Source organism: Peteryoungia ipomoeae, assembly GCF_004912165.1.
Lineage (GTDB): Bacteria > Pseudomonadota > Alphaproteobacteria > Rhizobiales > Rhizobiaceae > Allorhizobium > Allorhizobium ipomoeae.
Window position 1 is genome coordinate 63258 of record NZ_STGV01000003.1, and the last position, 16272, is coordinate 79529.

Genomic DNA, 16272 nt, shown 5'->3' on the forward strand with positions numbered 1-16272 from the left:
GCTGACATGGATCGAGACTTGCTGGAACAGGTGCTACGGGACAATGCGGCAGCCGAGGTGACCTGGGAGGCCGGGGAAACGTCGATGCTCGCGCTCAGCGAGGAAGAGCGGCAATTGCGGCTCGGCTGCCTTGACGACCCGGCGGACATGACGCTCGACAAGCGCATCGAGGTGGCTGAAGCCAATCTCGCCAAGCAGGGTCTTGGCGACGGGACCCTGCCGCAGACGATCGACTGGCGCAGCATCGGCGGCAACAATTTCATCAGCCCGATCAGAGATCAGGGCAATTGCGGGTCTTGTGTCGCCTTCGGCACCAATGCCATGGTCGATGCGGCGATGCGCATTGCGGCCAACCTGCCGATGAATGCACCCAATGCCTCGACCCTGCAGGACCTTTCGGAGGCGCAGCTGTTCTACTGCGGCGGCGGGCTTTGCTCGACCGGCTGGTACATCAGTGCCGCGCTCAACTATCTGAGCGGCACCGGCGTGGTTCCGGCGTCGAACTACCCGTATACGGCGGGCCAGCAGGCCTGCAACCTGCCAACGAACTGGCAAAGCCTGATCACCAAGATCGCCGGTTACGACTATCTCAACGCCGCACAGGCGATGAAGCAGTATCTGGTGGCCAGCGGCCCGCTGACGGCGGCCTTCACCGTCTATGAGGACTTCCACGCCTACAAGAGCGGCGTCTACCGATGGAACGGCAAGGCAAAGCGCGTTGGCGGCCATGCCATCTGCATTGTCGGATACGACGACACGAAATCCGCCTGGCTCTGCAAGAACAGCTGGGGCACCGGCTGGGGGATGCAGGGCTATTTCTACATCGGCTACGGCCAGTGCGGGATCGATGCCTCGATGTGGGGCGTCAATGCCTTCCAGACGATCTACCCCTTCCCGCCGGGCGGACAGACCTATACGCTCTCGCTCGACAGCAGCGGTGACGCCACCTGGTCGCCGCATGACCCCAACACCTATGTCGGCTGGCTTCAGGGGGACAGTCTGAAGATCACGGCCGCGTTCAACCTCAATCCGAACGTCACGCCGCTGCCGCCGGCCTCCAGCTATAACGGGCTCAGCCTCGGCGCGGTCAGCCGCGGCAATACGGCTGGCGTCAGCAGCCTGATGTCGAGCATCCAGGCGCTGACCGGATCGACCGGCGTGCCGGTGGGGACAGGCGTGAGCTTAGGGGCTGCTGCCAATGCGGCGATCTTCTACAATGCCACGCCGAGCACCCTCACCTTGCCGATCACCCTGCAACCCTCGACGCGCGGCGCATTGAGCGGGCTGAACTATGCCTGGACCCTGACCTACAACGCCGCCAACACCGTGATCGGCAACCAGCGTCAGGTGATGATCGGCGTCGGCTACGGCTATCAGCTGAGTGCCGCGATCAACCAGAGCTGACATGGGTGAAAGACAAGATCCGGGGCGTGAAAGCCCCTCTTGTCTTCCATCTTGCGCGAGACCTGCAAACCCAAGAGCAAGGGGAGAATGACGCATGGACTATCATCTGACACTTCCCAAGGGGCTCATCACCCTGCGCAACGGCATCTATCAGGGCAGCCACACAGAGGCGGTCTGGTCGCCCTTCAATCCGAACGAGACCGGCGGATGGCAGAATGGCGACACGCTGGCCGTCGTCTGCTCGTTCAACCTCAACCCCAACGTCAATCCGAAACCGCCCGCCAGCCAGTATGCCGGCCTGTGCGCCGGCGCCTGCAACACGACCAATCAGGGTGCCATCAACAGCCTGATCAATCAGGCAAAGACGCTGCCCCTGCCGAGCCCGGGCACACTTTTGGGCAATGGCATCAGCACGGCGACCAGTTCACCGCCGGCAACCGCCGTGTTCTACAATTGCGTTGCCACGACCGGCACCTTCGCGCTGCAGCCGACGAACCGCGGCACGCTGACAAATTATGTCTATCGCTACGTCATGACCTTCAACGGCAGCAATACCGTGGCGAACGGCAATCAGGTCGAGATCGTCTTCGGTTACGGCGATCCGATGGATAGCGAAGTCGATTCCTGACCGTCGGGCTGGCCCTGCCCCATCGGCGCCCGGTCGGGGGACAGGGTTTCGGCGCCGCAACCTGGTTGCCGATGCCGGCCCAAGGCACGCCGCCTTCGCCGGCTTCGGCAGGCCCGGCCTGCCCAAGCGCTGTGGCCATCCGCAGCGCCATCGGCTAAACCCCTTGATCATGCCGATTCATTCCCTCACCGATCCGCTGTTTTCCCAGCCCGGCGTTGAAACGCCGCTCTCCGTCCTGAAGCGCGTCTATGGCTATTCCGCCTTTCGCGGCAAGCAGGAGGCGGTGGTTTCCCATGTGGTGGCGGGCGGCGACGCCGTGGTGCTGTTTCCGACCGGGGCGGGAAAATCCCTGTGTTTCCAGGTGCCGGCGCTCTGCCGGCCGGGCGTCGGCATTGTCGTTTCCCCGCTGATTGCGCTGATGCGCGACCAGGTGCAGGCGCTCAAAGGCTTGGGCGTGCGGGCAGCCGCGCTCAATTCGACGCTGAGCCGCGAGGACTATGTCGAGATCCGGCGCTCACTCTCCCGGGGCGAACTCGACTTTCTCTATGTGACGCCGGAGCGCTGCGCGACGCCGGGTTTCGTCGAGATGATGCAAGGCGTCGAGATCGCGCTGTTTGCCATCGACGAGGCGCATTGCGTGTCGCAATGGGGGCATGATTTCCGGCCGGAATATCGGGAACTCGGCAAGCTGACGGCGCTCTTTCCCGGCGTGCCACGCATGGCGCTGACGGCAACGGCCGATCCCCACACCCGCGACGACATCATCGAACGGCTGGGGCTTCAGGATGCGGCGGTGTTCACCACCTCCTTCGACCGGCCGAACATTGCCTATGAGATCGTCGAGCGCGACCAGCCGCGCCAGCAGCTCCTGCGTTTTCTCTCGCGCCACAAGGGATCGAGCGGCATCGTCTATTGCCTGTCGCGCGCCAAGGTGGAGGAGATCGCGACCTGGCTTGAGACCCAAGGGATCCGGGCCCTGCCCTATCATGCCGGCATGGACCGGGCCGTGCGCGATGCCAACCAGGATGCATTCCTGAAAGAGGAGGAGCTCTGCCTTGTTGCCACCGTCGCCTTCGGCATGGGCATCGACAAGCCCAATGTGCGTTATGTCGCGCATCTCGACCTGCCGGGGTCCGTCGAGGCCTATTACCAGGAAACGGGACGCGCCGGCCGCGACGGCCTGCCCTCCGATGTCTGGATGGCCTATGGCATGGCCGACGTCATCCAGCGCGGGCGGATGATCGACGAAGGCGGTGCCGCCGACGAGATCAAGCGGGTGGAGCGCGCCAAGCTCAATGCGCTCTTGGCCATCTGCGAGACGCCCGGCTGCCGAAGACAGGCGATCCTCAAGCATTTCGGCGAAGCGCATGCCGGCTCCTGCGGCAATTGCGATACCTGCCTCAAACCCGTCGAGACCTGGGAGGGCACGGAGGCCGCGATCAAGGCGCTGGCTGCGATCTACCGCACCGGCGAGCGCTTTGGCACCGGACATCTGATCGACGTGCTGATGGGCACGGAAAACGACAAGACCATCCGCTTCGGCCATACCGACATGCCGGTTTTCGGGGCGGGCAAGGACCTCACCACCAAAACCTGGCAATCGGTGTTTCGCCAGCTGCTCGCCGCCGGTTACATCCGCGTTGACCACACCGCGTTTGGCGCGCTGAAGCTGGAAGAGACGGCGCGGTCCGTGTTCAAGCGCGAGGTCGACGTGCGCTTCCGCAAGGACCGCCCGACGACGGGCAAGGCGGCGCGCGGGGCTTCCTCCTCGCGCACCGCGCAGGCCAAGGCGGGTCTCGACCAGGCGGATCAGGAACTGTTCGAGGCGCTGCGCGCCCGCCGCATGGAGCTTGCCCGCGAACAGGCGGTGCCGCCTTACGTGATCTTCCCCGACACGACGCTGATTGCGCTTGCCACCGAACGGCCGATGGACGAGGACGAAATGCTCGGCATTTCCGGCATCGGCCAATCAAAGCTGGAACGCTATGGCGATGCGTTTCTCGAGGTGATCACGGCGTATTCAAGGTGAGGTGCCTACCCTCTCCTTAGGGAGGGGGAAAGTGCGGCGCCCGCGTGCCTTCCTCGCCCCTCGGGGACAGGAATGCCGAGCGAAGCGGAGGCGGCACGGGGACGGACTTCACCGCGATTGCCGTGTGGCACAGCGCTCGCGCTCCCCCCTCATCCGGCGCTTTGCGCCACCGTCTCCCCGCTGGGGAGAAGAGACATCCGTCGCCGCCAGTCCGTCGGGCTCTCTCCCGTCACGCGCAGGAATTCGCGGTTGAAGTTGGATTTGGTCATGAAGCCGGCTTCGAACAGGATACAGGTGATCGGCATCTCGGTTTCAGACAGCAGCCGGCAGGCTTCCTTCACACGCTGGTTGTTGACGTAATGCGAAACGCTGATGCCATGCACGCGATTGACGGCTTCCGACACCGCCCGGGCGGGAACGGCAAGACGGCGCGCAAGACGGGTGAGGTTCAGATCCGTATCGGCAAAGAGCCGCCTGTCGGCCATCAGCGCATCGAGGCGCGCTGCCAGATGATACTCATCTTCGCGGGGTGATCGGATGGGGTTTGCGCCGGTTTGCGCTGGATGATCCACGCCTCCGGCAGCCGTGGTCGTCGAGCCTGACGGCCCCTCCTGCAACGCCTCGGACTGCCCCGCGGTTGCAGCGCCGATGCCAAGCAAGAGCAGGATCAGCGTGGTGGCGGCCGAGACCACCATCGGTGAATTGCGTCCGGCGGCATAGGTCATATCGAGGCTGATGGCGATATCTGTAAAGGCCGAGAGGATCAAGGCAGCCGCGGTTAGAAGCAGCGCCCGGTAGGAGCGCAGACTGCCGTCGAGACGGGACGCGACCAGTCCATCAGGACCGAAACGGGCGATCCAGAGCAATGCCAGGCCATATCCCAGGAAGCTTGCAATCAGGACCAGATCGAGCGGCAGCCGCCATGTGAAGAAAAAGCCGATGCAAGCGAGGACCGGCAGAAGATGCGGCCAGTCGCGCATGGTGACGCCCGAGGCCTCGCGCGCCAGATCGCGGAAGGCGAGAAAGGTCAGGACCGGCACGAGGCTTGCGAGGATCGGCAGGAGCCAAAGCACGGCCTCAACACCATAGCCCCAGCGCAGACCGATCAGGAGGCTCTGGACGATGTGCAGGGCAATCAGGCGGACAAACAGGCCATGCGACTGCCAGGCCCGCGGATTTTCGCGCAGCAGGCGGATCAAGAAGACGGCCAGAAGCATGGCAACGAGAAAGGACAGGGGAACAAAGATCATCGGTCACGATCGGCAAGGATGTGGCTGGGAATGGCTGCACCATGACCCAAAGCGCAAACGAGGTCGACCTGAAACGCGATCAAGGTCGCGTGCGGCGCGAGGACGAAGTCCGATCGGGCATCGAAACGCCCTGCCCTGATCTTCGCGGCAGGTTCTGAAGGAGAACGTCCGATGCGCAAACGCACCATCATCCTCTCGGTCCTCGGTGGCCTTCTCTGCCTTGGCATCATCGATGGCAGCATCCAGCGGATTCGCGCCAACGATACGCTGTCCGGTCCGATCGATCTTGCCGGCGTCAAGCTGCTTGCGATCACCGGTCGCGCCAGCGAGATCGAGATTTCCGCCGATGGCGAGGGGAAGGCCGAGGCCGTGCTTACAGGAACCCGCCATGGCTGGGGCGCGATCTGGCGCTCGAGCTGGTTTGGCCGTGACTGCGCGTCGATCGGCAGCATGGAACGCCATGGCGACACGGTGACGGTGCATATGGGAGGCAAAAGTGACGCCCTTGCCTGGAGGGACTTCTTCTGGAACGACGCGGACGACTGCACGCTGTCGCTGAAGGCCAGTCTCGAACCGGAGGCTGCCGTCTCCATCCGGCAGAATGCGGCGCGCATGGTTATGACAGGCGATTTTGCCAGCATCGATCTCGTCAGCGATGCGGGCGATTTTTCGCTGGTGGGCCATGCGTCGAAACTGGCGATCGAGGGCGCCGCGCTCCGGGCCCGGCTGACCTTCGAGCGGATCACACAGAGCGAGGCGAACTCGATCTCCGGCAAGATGCTCGATGCGAGCCTGCGGTTTCTCGTGCCGACCAAAATCGCCTATGGGGTCGAGGCCGTCGCCTCCTTCGTCGACAGCGCCCTTCCAAATACGCCGGGCGCCAAGCCCGATATCCGCATTCGCGGCGATATGGTGCGGGTCAGCATCCGGTGATCGATGCAGGCTCGACGTGCTAAGGGTGTTCAGACCGGGCGTGTGACCTTGCGCCGCTCGCCTCGCCCGCCCCATCATGAGTGCGACAGTGTGGCATGGAACAATTGAAGAGGGCTGCCGTTGATTGGCCAGGAACCGGCGTCGCGGAGATGCGGCGCCGGTGGCTTGCCGTTCCGGCAGCCTGACCCTCTTTCGTCTTGAGAGACGGCCTCTAGCACAGGAGACAAACCATGCCGCAATCGCGCACGCGCAATCGTCGTTTCGTTCTGGCAGAACGGCCGAAGGGCGAACCGACGGATCAGACGCTTCGGCTCGAAACCGCCGACATCCCCGAGCCTTCGGAGGGGCAGATGCTGCTGCGCACCGTGTTTCTCTCGCTCGACCCATACATGCGCGGGCGGATGAGCGATGCGCCGTCCTATGCCGCACCCGTGGAGATCGGCCAGACCATGGTGGGCGGCACGGTTTCGCGCGTGGTGTCCTCGAAGCTTGAGGGCTTCCAGGAGGGTGACTGGGTGGTCGGGTTTACCGGCTGGCAGGACTATGCGCTCTCGGACGGCCGCGGCGTCACTTCGCTTGGCAGCAATCCCAGCCACCCCTCATGGGCGCTCGGCGTGACCGGCATGCCGGGCTTTACTGCCTGGTCCGGCCTGAAGGAGATCGGCAAGCCAAAGGCCGGCGAGACGCTTGTCGTTGCCGGTGCGACCGGGCCGGTGGGGTCGACCGTGGGCCAGATCGGCAAGATCCTTGGGCTGAACGTGGTCGGCATTGCCGGCGGGCGCGAGAAATGCACCCATGCCGTCGAGACGCTCGGCTTCGACCAATGCATCGACTACAAGGCCGATGGCTTTGCTAAGGCGCTGAAGCAGGCGGTGCCCGATGGCATCGACATCTATTTCGAGAATGTCGGCGGCGCGGTGTTCGACGCGGTGGCACCGCTTCTCAACACGGCGGCCCGCATCCCGCTTTGCGGCCTGATTGCGCAATACAATGCGACCTCCCTTCCCGACGGTCCGGATCGTCTGGGCTGGCTGATGGGCCTCTTCCTCAAGAAGCGGGTGACCGTGCGCGGTTTCATCGTCTTTGATGATTTCGGTCATCTCTATCCCGACTTCGCGCGCGAGATGGGCGGCTGGGTGGAGGCCGGCAAGATCACGTATCGCGAGGAGATGATCGACGGGTTCGAGGAAGCGCCGCGTGCCTTCATCGGCCTGTTGCGCGGCGAGGCCTTTGGCAAGCGGGTGATCCGCGTTGGCCCCGACAGCCTGGCTTAAAGCAATCTCTCAACTCTCAACAGAAGGACGCAACCCCATGAAAGTGCTTATGGTTTTGACATCGCACGACAAGCTTGGCGATACCGGCAAGAAGACCGGCTTCTGGCTGGAAGAGTTTGCAGCACCCTATTACGTGCTGAAGGATGCGGGTGCTACGATCACGCTCGCCTCGCCCAAGGGCGGCCAGCCGCCGCTCGATCCGAAGAGCGACGAGCCGGATGCACAGACGGCGGCGACCGACCGTTTCAAGGCGGATGAAGAGGCGCAGCGGCTGCTCGGAGCCACCACGCCGCTCAGCCACATCGACCCCGCCGATTTCGATGCGGTCTTCTATCCGGGTGGTCACGGACCGCTCTGGGATCTCGCCCAAGACAAGGACAGCATTGCGCTGATCGAGAATTTTGCCTTGAACGGCAAGCCCGTTGCGGCCGTCTGCCATGCGCCGGGCGTGCTGCGCCACGTCAAGGGCAAGGACGGCCAGCCGCTGGTCAACGGCCGCAAGGTGACCGGCTTCACCAATTCGGAGGAAGAGGCTGTCGGCCTGACGCAGGTCGTGCCGTTTCTCGTCGAGGACATGCTGCAGGACCGCGGCGGCCGCTACGAAAAGGGTGCCGACTGGGGCGTGCATGTCGTGACCGATGGCAAACTGGTGACGGGCCAGAACCCGGCTTCCTCCGAAGAGGCGGCGAAGGCTTTGTTGAGGCTCATGCAACGTTGAATGCGTGTGGGGGATGCGTTGCCGCGACGACCGCATGTCGCCGCCCTGCTTCCCCCCCTCATCCGGCGCTTGCGCGCCACCCTCTCCCCGCTGGGGAGAAGAGAGGTTGCAGCACGACGGCAGCGTCACCGCCTCTCCCCCACGGGGAGAGGGAGGCCGAGCGATAGCGGAGGCAGGGTGAGGGGGCGGTGTGGCAGGGCGTTTGCCGCAGTGAGCCCCTCATCTGCGGGACAACACGGTGCACCTGAGCGCCACCATCTTCCCGCTCTGGAGACGGGAGGTTGCGTCAAGCCAGCTCTGGCCAGATCAGCCCAGCTTCAGTTCCATCATCGTCAGGTCCAGCCAGCGGCCGAATTTGCGGCCGACTTCGTGGTGGGTGCCGACCAGGCGGAAGCCGAGTTTTTCGTGCAGCGCGATCGAGCCCTGGTTGCCGGCCTCGATGGCGGCGACCATGACATGGATGTCGCCTGCCCGCGCCCGCTCGATCAGCGCCGTCATCAGCGCCCGTCCGAGCCCGCGACCGTGGTGATCCTTCTCGACATAGACCGAGTGTTCGACCGACTGGCGGAAGCCGTCGAAGGGGCGCCAGTCGCCATAGGAGGCGTAGCCCGCCACACGGCCTTCCAGCTCCGCGATCAGGATCGGGAAGCCGCGGGCCTTTCTGAGCTCGAACCAGGCGCGGCGGTTGTCGAGATCGACCAGCGTCTCGTTCCAGATGGCGGTGGTTTCGGCGACCGCGTGATTGTAGATTTCAAGCACGGGCGGCAGATCGGCTTCGATGGCGTCGCGGATGATCAGGGATGCGGGCATGACACTCTCAGGCAGGCGGCGCAAGGCCGGGGGACGAATGGACAGGACAATCGGACAACCGTGCGGCAGCAGGTGCGGCCCCCATAAAGGGATGTGTGACGCAACGCACTGCCAAGGCGGCTGACATTCGCCATCTCTGACGATATTGCAAGCCGCAGCGGCGCGGAAAATGCCTGACGGCCCCGGCTGACCGCTCCGGTTTCGATGGCGTGACCTTGAGGTTCGCCTCTTGCCGGACCTCGGCCCGAAAGGAGACAAGGATGCAGCCGATCGATACGGGCACCATGACGATCCTCATTCTGATTGCACTGTCGATCGGCCTGATCGTCGGTGCCGCGGGCGGCGCAGCCGGGGCAAGGCTTACCGGCCAGCCTGCCTGGAAGGGCGCGGCGGTGCCGCTTCTGTCCGTCCTCTTGCCCATCCCGTTTCTTTTTCTGGTGCGCGCTCCAGGTCCGCTTGAGGCCATGCTCCTGCAGCTTGTCGCCGCCGTGCTGGCCGGATTTTGCCTGAAGCTCGGACCGCGCGGCACGGCAGGCTCGATCATCGGCGCCATCGTTGCCGTCGGCGTTCTGGTCATTGGCGCCAGCCTTTGGAACGGCTTGGTAAATTAGCGGGTGGATGCGGAGGTGTGATATCTGCCACTTCGCTTCGCACAAAAATGCGGCATGAGCTTCGCCGATGAATTCCAACCACAAAGGAAACGCGGCCATGCGCGCTCTTCTTCCCGGTCTCCTGACCCGTTACACCGCAACCCTGATCGGCTTGCAGGTCCTGATGCTTATTCTGTTCGTGGTGGCGGAAGCCCTTGGATGGGACGAGGATCTGTTCCGCGCGGCCAATGTTGCCATCCTGATCGGCAGCGCCACCACGGCTGGCAATTATGTCGGCCAGCAGTTGCGCGCCAAGCCAAGCTGGTCGCTGTCCTTTGGCCTTGCCTTCTTCATGTCGCTGGTCAGCCTGGCGCTCGGCACGCTGCTGTTCGCCCTGATGATGATTTCCGGCGGGGTTGAAGCTGCCGAAGTTTCCGGGCTTGTCGACGAGATGGGGCTGGGGTCGGTTGGCGCGGCTTTGGTGTTCCTCGGATTTGGCCTCCTCTTGTCCTACCCCGTCACGCTGGTTGGCCTGCGGATCGGTGCCGGCGCTGCTGCGAAGCTGGCGCAGAAGGAAGATGCCGAGAAGGCCGCGAACGCCACGGCCTGAATGGGCAAAGCCATCGGCGGAGATGAACCGCCGGTGGTCCGCTCCTTGAAGGGGCGGAACAGATCCGGCGACTTCGGCGCGGGGCCAGGCCTTGGCAGATCCTCGGGACAAGCCCTAAGGATGACGGAGGGTGAAGGTTTGCCATGTATCGGCTTGCCGTGTCTCGGTTGACCTTGTCTCGGCTGTCTCAGCCGAGGCTGATCGCCGTAAAGACTGCCGAATAATGCACGATCGATGCGGCGACGACGAAGGCGTGCCAGATGGCATTCTGGAAGCGCAGCTTTTCCCAGACATGGAAGATGACGCCGGCGGAATAGATGCAACCGCCGACGATGATCAGCGTCAGGGTGATCTCGGGGATGATTTCCGACAAAGGCCCCATGGCGAGCGCGCCGCTCCAGCCCATGCCGAGATAAAGCAGGATGGCGAGGCGATCGTAACGGCCGGGAAAGCGGAATTTCAGCCAGATGCCGATGATGGCCGTTGCCCAGATGCCGATCAAAAGCGCGAGGATTGCCGGGCGTTCGGCCCCCTGGACGAGAAAGGGCGTGTAGGTGGAGGCGATCAGGATGAAGATTGCCGAATGGTCGAAGCGGCGCAGGATCCACTTCACTCGGGAATGCGGCCACATATTGTAGGTGAAGGACACGCCAAGCGCGATGATCAGGCCAAGCCCGTAGATCCAGCTGGCGGCGATATTGGCATAGTCGGAATAGACGGTGGCGTAAAAAATCAGCGCGGTGGCGCCGACCAGCGCGAAGACCACGCCGATGCCATGAATGATGCCGTCGGCGACCAGTTCGGTGAGGTCGTATTTACGCCCAAATTTGAAATGTTCGATCGTCATGAAAACCCGTAACTGTCTTCGCCGGCAAAGCGTATTTCAGAACAATGGCGGAAAAGCCCGCGCGCGACAAGATCGCAGCGCTTCACGAAACTGTCGTGACGACTCCCCTCCTCTGCTTGCGTCACGCTAACACAACGCCTACCAATCTTTCGTTACTCCCCTCGACAGCGGACGAGAAATTTCATGCGTTTTACCGTGCTTGCCACTTTTACCGCGCTTCTTGCCTATTGCTGGTTCCTGCTAAAGGTGGGTCAGGCGCGCAAGAAATTCGGCATCGAGGCGCCGCGCACCACGGGCAATGCAGACTTCGAGCGGGTGTTCCGGGTGCAGCAGAACACGGTGGAGCAACTGGTGCTTTTCCTGCCCTCGCTCTGGCTGTTCGGCACCTATGTGTCCGACATGCTGGCCGGGCTTCTCGGCTTCGGCTGGACGGCGGCGCGCGTGCTCTATGCGGCGGAATATTATGCCGACGCCAAGAAACGCGGACCTGGTGCTGCGCTGACGTTTCTGATCGGCATCGTGCTTTTGGTGGGCGGTACGCTGGGGGCGGTTCTCACGCCGTAACGACGCGGGTGGCGCCAACTGCAGGACGACTGGCAAGCGATTGCCCTTGCCGATCCGCCAGGCACGATAAATCCGAGCTGACAATCCGAATTAAAAGATAACCTAAACAACGGAAGCCTTAACTACCCATACAGCTTTTGCCGCTAATTTGTCCAGCACTGGAACCAGGGCGATCTCAAGACTGTCAAAGAAGGCAAGGCCTTCTGTGCCTCTCTCCGGCTTAGAGGGAATCTGACCGATTCCATTTCTTTGCCCACCCGGATCCATGAGCAATTTTTGGCATGAACACAGCAGGTGGGGCACACCGTGAAAAACATCTCTATCATCGGCAAGTTTCTGGTCATCATGGCCAGCTTCGGCATCTTTTCCCTCGGCGTCGCCTTCTTCTCCGGCAACCAGATCTCCAAGATTGACGACAGCTACTCGGCCTTGCTGGAGCAGGAAGAGACTGCGGCACTTTACCTCGCGCGCAGCAACCGTTCGCTGCAGGCGGCACGCGCCTCGATCGGCGATTTGCTGATGTCGCGCACGGATGCCATGAACGCGGCCTCCGAAAAGGAACTGGAGGAGAACAAGGCAAGCTTTGTCAGCTACATCGACACGGCACAGGCAGCCATGCCTGGAAACGCCGATATTCCCAAGCTGAAGATCGACGGCCTGGCTGTGATCGAGAACAGCTGCGCGGCAACGATCGCAGCAGCACATGCTGCAACCAGCGAAACCGACGTCGCAGCGTCTCAGCAAACCTTCCTGGAGCAATGTCAGCCGAAATTCGTCGAAATCGGTGCGCGCTTCTCCGCTGTCACAAATGTGGTGGTCGATGAGGCCAAGAAGGAAAGCGATGTCCTTTCCGCCAATGCCGACTATACCATTACAACGACCATCGTCGGCGTGATCGGCGGCCTCGTCGTCGTTCTAATCCTCGGCTTCTTTGCCATCCGCGGCTGGCTGGTTCGTCCGATCCGGGCGCTATCCAACACCATGGTTGTTCTTGCCAATGGAGATCTCTCAGCCGAGGTCGATGGCATAGAGCGCCGCGACGAAATCGGTGGCATGGCCAAGGCCGTTCAGGTGTTCAAGGACAACGGCCTGCGGGCCAGGGAGCTGGAACGCGAAGCCGAAAGCAACCGCAGTGCCGGCGAGGCCGAGCGTGCGCGCGTGGCGGAAGCCGAACGCATCCGTGCACAGGAGATGGCCGAGGCCACCTCCGGCCTCGCAGAGGGCCTCAAGCATCTGTCGAGCGGCAATCTGACCTTCCAGCTCTCGAAGCCCTTCGCCAGCGACTTCGAAGGCCTGCGCGCCGATTTCAACAGGGCCGTATCGCAGCTTGCCGACAGCCTGCGCTCGGTTGCCCAGGGCACAGCCTCGATCGACAACGGTGCCCGCGAAATCAGCCAGGGCGCCAACGATCTTTCCAAGCGCACCGAGCAGCAGGCTGCCTCGCTTGAGGAGACTGCCGCAGCCCTCGACCAGATCACGACCAATGTGGCAAACTCCTCCAAGCGGACCGAAGAAGCGCGCAATGTCGCGATCGAGGCCAACAGCTCGGCCCGCCGCTCCGGTGAAGTGGTGTCGAATGCCGTGACCGCGATGCAGCGGATCGAGGATTCCTCCAACCAGATCTCCAATATCATCGGCGTCATCGACGAGATCGCATTCCAGACCAACCTGCTGGCGCTCAATGCCGGCGTCGAAGCGGCCCGTGCCGGTGAGGCCGGCAAGGGATTTGCCGTTGTCGCGCAGGAAGTCCGCGAGCTTGCCCAGCGCTCGGCGCAAGCCGCCAAGGAGATCAAGGAGCTGATCCGCAACTCCTCCGACGAGGTGTCTACCGGCGTCAAGCTGGTGCAGGAGACCGGTGCCGTGCTGAAGGTGATCGAAAGCCAGGTCGTCACCATCAACACCCAGCTCGATGCCATTGCAACATCCGCCAGGGAACAGTCGGTCGGGCTTGCTGAGGTCAACACCGCCGTCAACCAGATGGATCAGGTGACCCAGCAGAACGCCGCGATGGTGGAACAGTCGACGGCTGCCAGCGCATCGCTTGCCGACGAAGTCAACAAGCTGCGCGATATCATCTCCGTCTTCCAGCTTGGCGAGACGATGAAGACCGGCCGCCCGCAGATCGCAACATCAGACCAACGCCCCGTCGCCTCGCCGGCCCGGCGCATGCTTGCCAAGGTCGCAAGCGCCGTCGGCATGGGCGGCAGTGCCGCAGCAGCCAAGGATAGCTGGGAGGAATTCTGAGGTCCTCCTGCGGATTGAGCAATGCGACCGGGGCTTTGCCCCGGTTTCTTTTTGTCATGTGCCAAGCCGAGGATGGCAGGTGGCAAGCCGGGATAAGGGCGATGCCGCGACATCTGCTCCCGTCTGATCTCCCTCGACCTCCTCGCAAAACGCAAAACGAGGGAGCTCTCGCCCCCTCGCCTCTTCATCTCATGGTGGCATCGTTCACGCCGTCTGCATGGCACCCGGTCCGGGGATGGCACCCGGAGGGCATTTGCCGAGGATGATCATGCCGAGCACTTCGTCCTTGGTGACATCTTCGGTGCGGGCATGGCCCACCACGCGGCCGTTCTTCATGACGAAGACGCGGTCGGCGAGGTCGAAGACATCGTGGATGTCGTGGCTGATCAGGAAGATGCCGATTCCATCGCTTTTGAGCTGCTGGATCAGTTCGCCAACCTGGGCGGTCTCCTGCGGTCCCAAGGCTGCCGTCGGTTCGTCCATGATCAGGATGCGCGCGTCAAAGAGGATGGCGCGGGCGATCGCCACCGACTGGCGCTGGCCGCCGGAGAGTGCCTTCACCGGTTCCTTGAAGCGCTGGAAGTTGGGGTTGAGCCGCCCCATGACTTCGCGGGCCTTTGCCTCCATCGCGACATCATCAAGCGTGCCCCAGGGGGTGCGCAATTCGCGACCGAGATAGAGATTGGCGGCGGCATCGACATTGTCGGCGACGGCGAGCGTCTGGTAGATCGTTTCGATGCCGTATTTCTTGGCGTCGCGCGGGTTGTTGATATCCGCCTGCTCGCCATTGATCAGGATATCGCCGCCATCGCGCTTGTAGGCGCCCGACAGGATCTTGATCAGGGTCGACTTGCCGGCACCGTTATGGCCGAGCAGCGCCACGACTTCTCCCGGAAAGAGATCGACCGAGGCATCATCGACGGCGTGGATGCCGCCGAAGGAGATGGAAACATTGCGCATTTCCACGAGGGGGGTGCGTGTGTCCGACATGAGTTCAACTCCCCTTACTTCGCACGAGCGCGGTAGACGGTATCGAGCCAGACCGCGATCACGAGCACGATGCCGATGACGATGCTTTGCAGCGGTGTGTCGAGACCGAGCAGGACCATGCCCGAATTCAGTGATTGCATGACGATGGCGCCGAGCATGGCGCCAGCGATGGTGCCGACACCGCCGGCAAGCGAGGTGCCGCCGATGACGGCCGCGGCGATGGTGTAAAGCTCATCGAGCGTGCCCTGCGCATTGGTCGCGGCATTGAGGCGGGCGGTGGAAATAGCCGCGGCGACGGCGCAGAGCGCCCCCATCAGCGCGAAGATGCGCACCGTGACCCACTTCACCTTGATGCCGGCGAGTTCGGCTGCTTCCGGATTGCCGCCGATGGCAAAGACGTAGCGACCGAAGCGCGTGCGGTTGGTGATGAAGGCCATGACCATGGCGATGCCGATGGCGATCAGGACCGGGATGGCGATGCCAAGACCGATCTGCAGCCCGCCCTCCGGCCAGGCGATGCCGTTGGCCTCCGCGTAACGGCGGGCCAGATTGACCGGCATATAGTAAGTGTTCGCGACATAGACGGCGCCAAGAATGGCCAGGCAACCGGCGGCAACGAGGAAATATTCCGCCCAGACCGGACGCAGCGGGAAGCCGAAGCGGCGGCGCTGCTTGCGGGTGTTCAAGATGGTGAGGACGATGAGCAGGCAGGCGACGAGGCCGACGATCCAGCTGGCCGTAACGCCAATCGAGCCATCCGCGCCGCCGCCCATCAGGCGGTAGGTGGTGTCCATGGGCGCGACCGTTGCGCCCGAGGTGACGAGCCAGGCCGCCCCGCGCCAGACGAGCAGGCCGCCCAGCGTGACGATGAAGGCGGGAACGCCGAGAAAGGCGATGATGGCGCCCTGGAAGGCGCCGATGGCAGCGCCCAGCACGATGCCGGCAGTGAGTGCAATCACCCACATCAGCGGATGCTCGAAACCGATGATCGGCGGCAGGATGCGGGCCTGCAGGACGGCCATGATCATGCCGACGAAGCCGAGAATGGAGCCGACCGAAAGATCGATGTTGCGGGTGACGATGACCAGCACCATGCCGGTTGCCATGACCGAGACCGAGGCCGCCTGAACCGAGAGGTTCCACAGGTTGCGCGAGGTGAGGAAAAGGCCTCCGGAGAGAAGGTCGAAGCCGACCCAGATGACGCCGAGCGCGATCACCATGCCCAGGAGGCGCGTGTCGATTTCGGTGGCTTGAAAGAAGCGTTTTACCGCTGAAATGTTGGATGCCCTCGCGCCATGCGTGGCGGCGGCAATGCTGTTATCGGCCATTACGAATTGTCTCCCCAGTCGTAGTGCGGCTTGCGATCGAGGCCCGCGCTTCA

The 16272-nt window shown here is 63.1% G+C and carries 15 protein-coding genes; 10 read left to right on the forward strand and 5 right to left on the reverse strand.

Annotated features, from left to right (window positions below):
- Positions 1-6: 6 nt before the first annotated feature.
- From FAA97_RS09970 to recQ, 3 genes are all read left to right on the forward strand, one after another.
- Entirely contained in the window at positions 7-1404 is a 1398-nt protein-coding gene (locus FAA97_RS09970; protein WP_136598397.1) for a C1 family peptidase, read from the forward strand.
- Between the two features lie 94 nt (positions 1405-1498).
- Positions 1499-2032, forward strand: a complete 534-nt coding sequence (locus tag FAA97_RS09975; protein ID WP_136598398.1) for a hypothetical protein — start codon at positions 1499-1501, stop codon at positions 2030-2032.
- A gap of 169 nt (positions 2033-2201) precedes the next feature.
- Positions 2202-4061 carry a DNA helicase RecQ gene (gene recQ / locus FAA97_RS09980; protein WP_136598846.1) on the forward strand — a complete coding sequence of 620 codons (1860 nt, stop codon included), beginning with the start codon at positions 2202-2204 and terminating at the stop codon, positions 4059-4061.
- A gap of 149 nt (positions 4062-4210) precedes the next feature.
- On the opposite strand, the gene FAA97_RS09985 is transcribed toward recQ, so the two are convergent.
- Positions 4211-5311 (reverse strand): helix-turn-helix domain-containing protein, encoded by a 1101-nt coding sequence (locus FAA97_RS09985; protein WP_136598399.1) that lies wholly within the window; start codon positions 5309-5311, stop codon positions 4211-4213.
- 171 nt (positions 5312-5482) lie between these two features.
- On the opposite strand from FAA97_RS09985, the gene FAA97_RS09990 reads away from it, so the two are divergent.
- From FAA97_RS09990 to FAA97_RS10000, 3 genes are all read left to right on the forward strand, one after another.
- Positions 5483-6244, forward strand: coding sequence for a hypothetical protein (locus FAA97_RS09990; RefSeq protein ID WP_136598400.1), 762 nt, complete (start codon positions 5483-5485; stop codon positions 6242-6244).
- A 230-nt stretch (positions 6245-6474) separates the two neighbouring features.
- The gene (locus tag FAA97_RS09995) at positions 6475-7518 is read left to right on the forward strand and encodes an NADP-dependent oxidoreductase (protein WP_136598401.1); all 1044 of its coding nucleotides are present in this window, start codon (positions 6475-6477) and stop codon (positions 7516-7518) included.
- 37 nt (positions 7519-7555) lie between these two features.
- Entirely contained in the window at positions 7556-8236 is a 681-nt protein-coding gene (locus FAA97_RS10000) for a type 1 glutamine amidotransferase domain-containing protein (RefSeq protein WP_136598402.1), read from the forward strand.
- A gap of 306 nt (positions 8237-8542) precedes the next feature.
- Here FAA97_RS10000 and FAA97_RS10005 read toward each other — a convergent pair whose 3' ends face one another.
- Positions 8543-9046, reverse strand: a complete 504-nt coding sequence (locus tag FAA97_RS10005) for a GNAT family N-acetyltransferase (RefSeq protein ID WP_136598403.1) — start codon at positions 9044-9046, stop codon at positions 8543-8545.
- Between the two features lie 260 nt (positions 9047-9306).
- Here FAA97_RS10005 and FAA97_RS10010 point away from each other — a divergent pair, with 260 nt between their 5' ends.
- Both FAA97_RS10010 and FAA97_RS10015 read left to right on the forward strand, forming a co-directional pair.
- Positions 9307-9657: a hypothetical protein gene (locus FAA97_RS10010; protein ID WP_136598404.1), complete on the forward strand. Its 351-nt coding sequence runs from the start codon at positions 9307-9309 to the stop codon at positions 9655-9657.
- A gap of 97 nt (positions 9658-9754) precedes the next feature.
- Positions 9755-10246 carry an ABZJ_00895 family protein gene (locus FAA97_RS10015; RefSeq protein WP_136598405.1) on the forward strand — a complete coding sequence of 164 codons (492 nt, stop codon included), beginning with the start codon at positions 9755-9757 and terminating at the stop codon, positions 10244-10246.
- 187 nt (positions 10247-10433) lie between these two features.
- Here FAA97_RS10015 and trhA read toward each other — a convergent pair whose 3' ends face one another.
- Complete coding sequence (gene trhA / locus FAA97_RS10020; protein ID WP_136598406.1) at positions 10434-11093, reverse strand: PAQR family membrane homeostasis protein TrhA; 660 nt, start codon at positions 11091-11093, stop codon at positions 10434-10436.
- 183 nt (positions 11094-11276) lie between these two features.
- On the opposite strand from trhA, the gene FAA97_RS10025 reads away from it, so the two are divergent.
- Together FAA97_RS10025 and FAA97_RS10030 are read left to right on the forward strand one after the other, a co-directional pair.
- Complete coding sequence (locus tag FAA97_RS10025; protein WP_136598407.1) at positions 11277-11657, forward strand: MAPEG family protein; 381 nt, start codon at positions 11277-11279, stop codon at positions 11655-11657.
- A 306-nt stretch (positions 11658-11963) separates the two neighbouring features.
- On the forward strand, positions 11964-13901 hold the full coding sequence (locus FAA97_RS10030; protein WP_136598408.1) for a methyl-accepting chemotaxis protein: 1938 nt from the start codon (positions 11964-11966) through the stop codon (positions 13899-13901).
- 204 nt (positions 13902-14105) lie between these two features.
- Here FAA97_RS10030 and FAA97_RS10035 read toward each other — a convergent pair whose 3' ends face one another.
- Positions 14106-14891 carry an ATP-binding cassette domain-containing protein gene (locus FAA97_RS10035; RefSeq protein ID WP_136598409.1) on the reverse strand — a complete coding sequence of 262 codons (786 nt, stop codon included), beginning with the start codon at positions 14889-14891 and terminating at the stop codon, positions 14106-14108.
- Positions 14892-14905: 14 nt separating this feature from the next.
- Positions 14906-16219, reverse strand: a complete 1314-nt coding sequence (locus tag FAA97_RS10040) for a sugar ABC transporter permease (protein ID WP_136598410.1) — start codon at positions 16217-16219, stop codon at positions 14906-14908.
- Between the last annotated feature and the right edge of the window lie 53 nt (positions 16220-16272).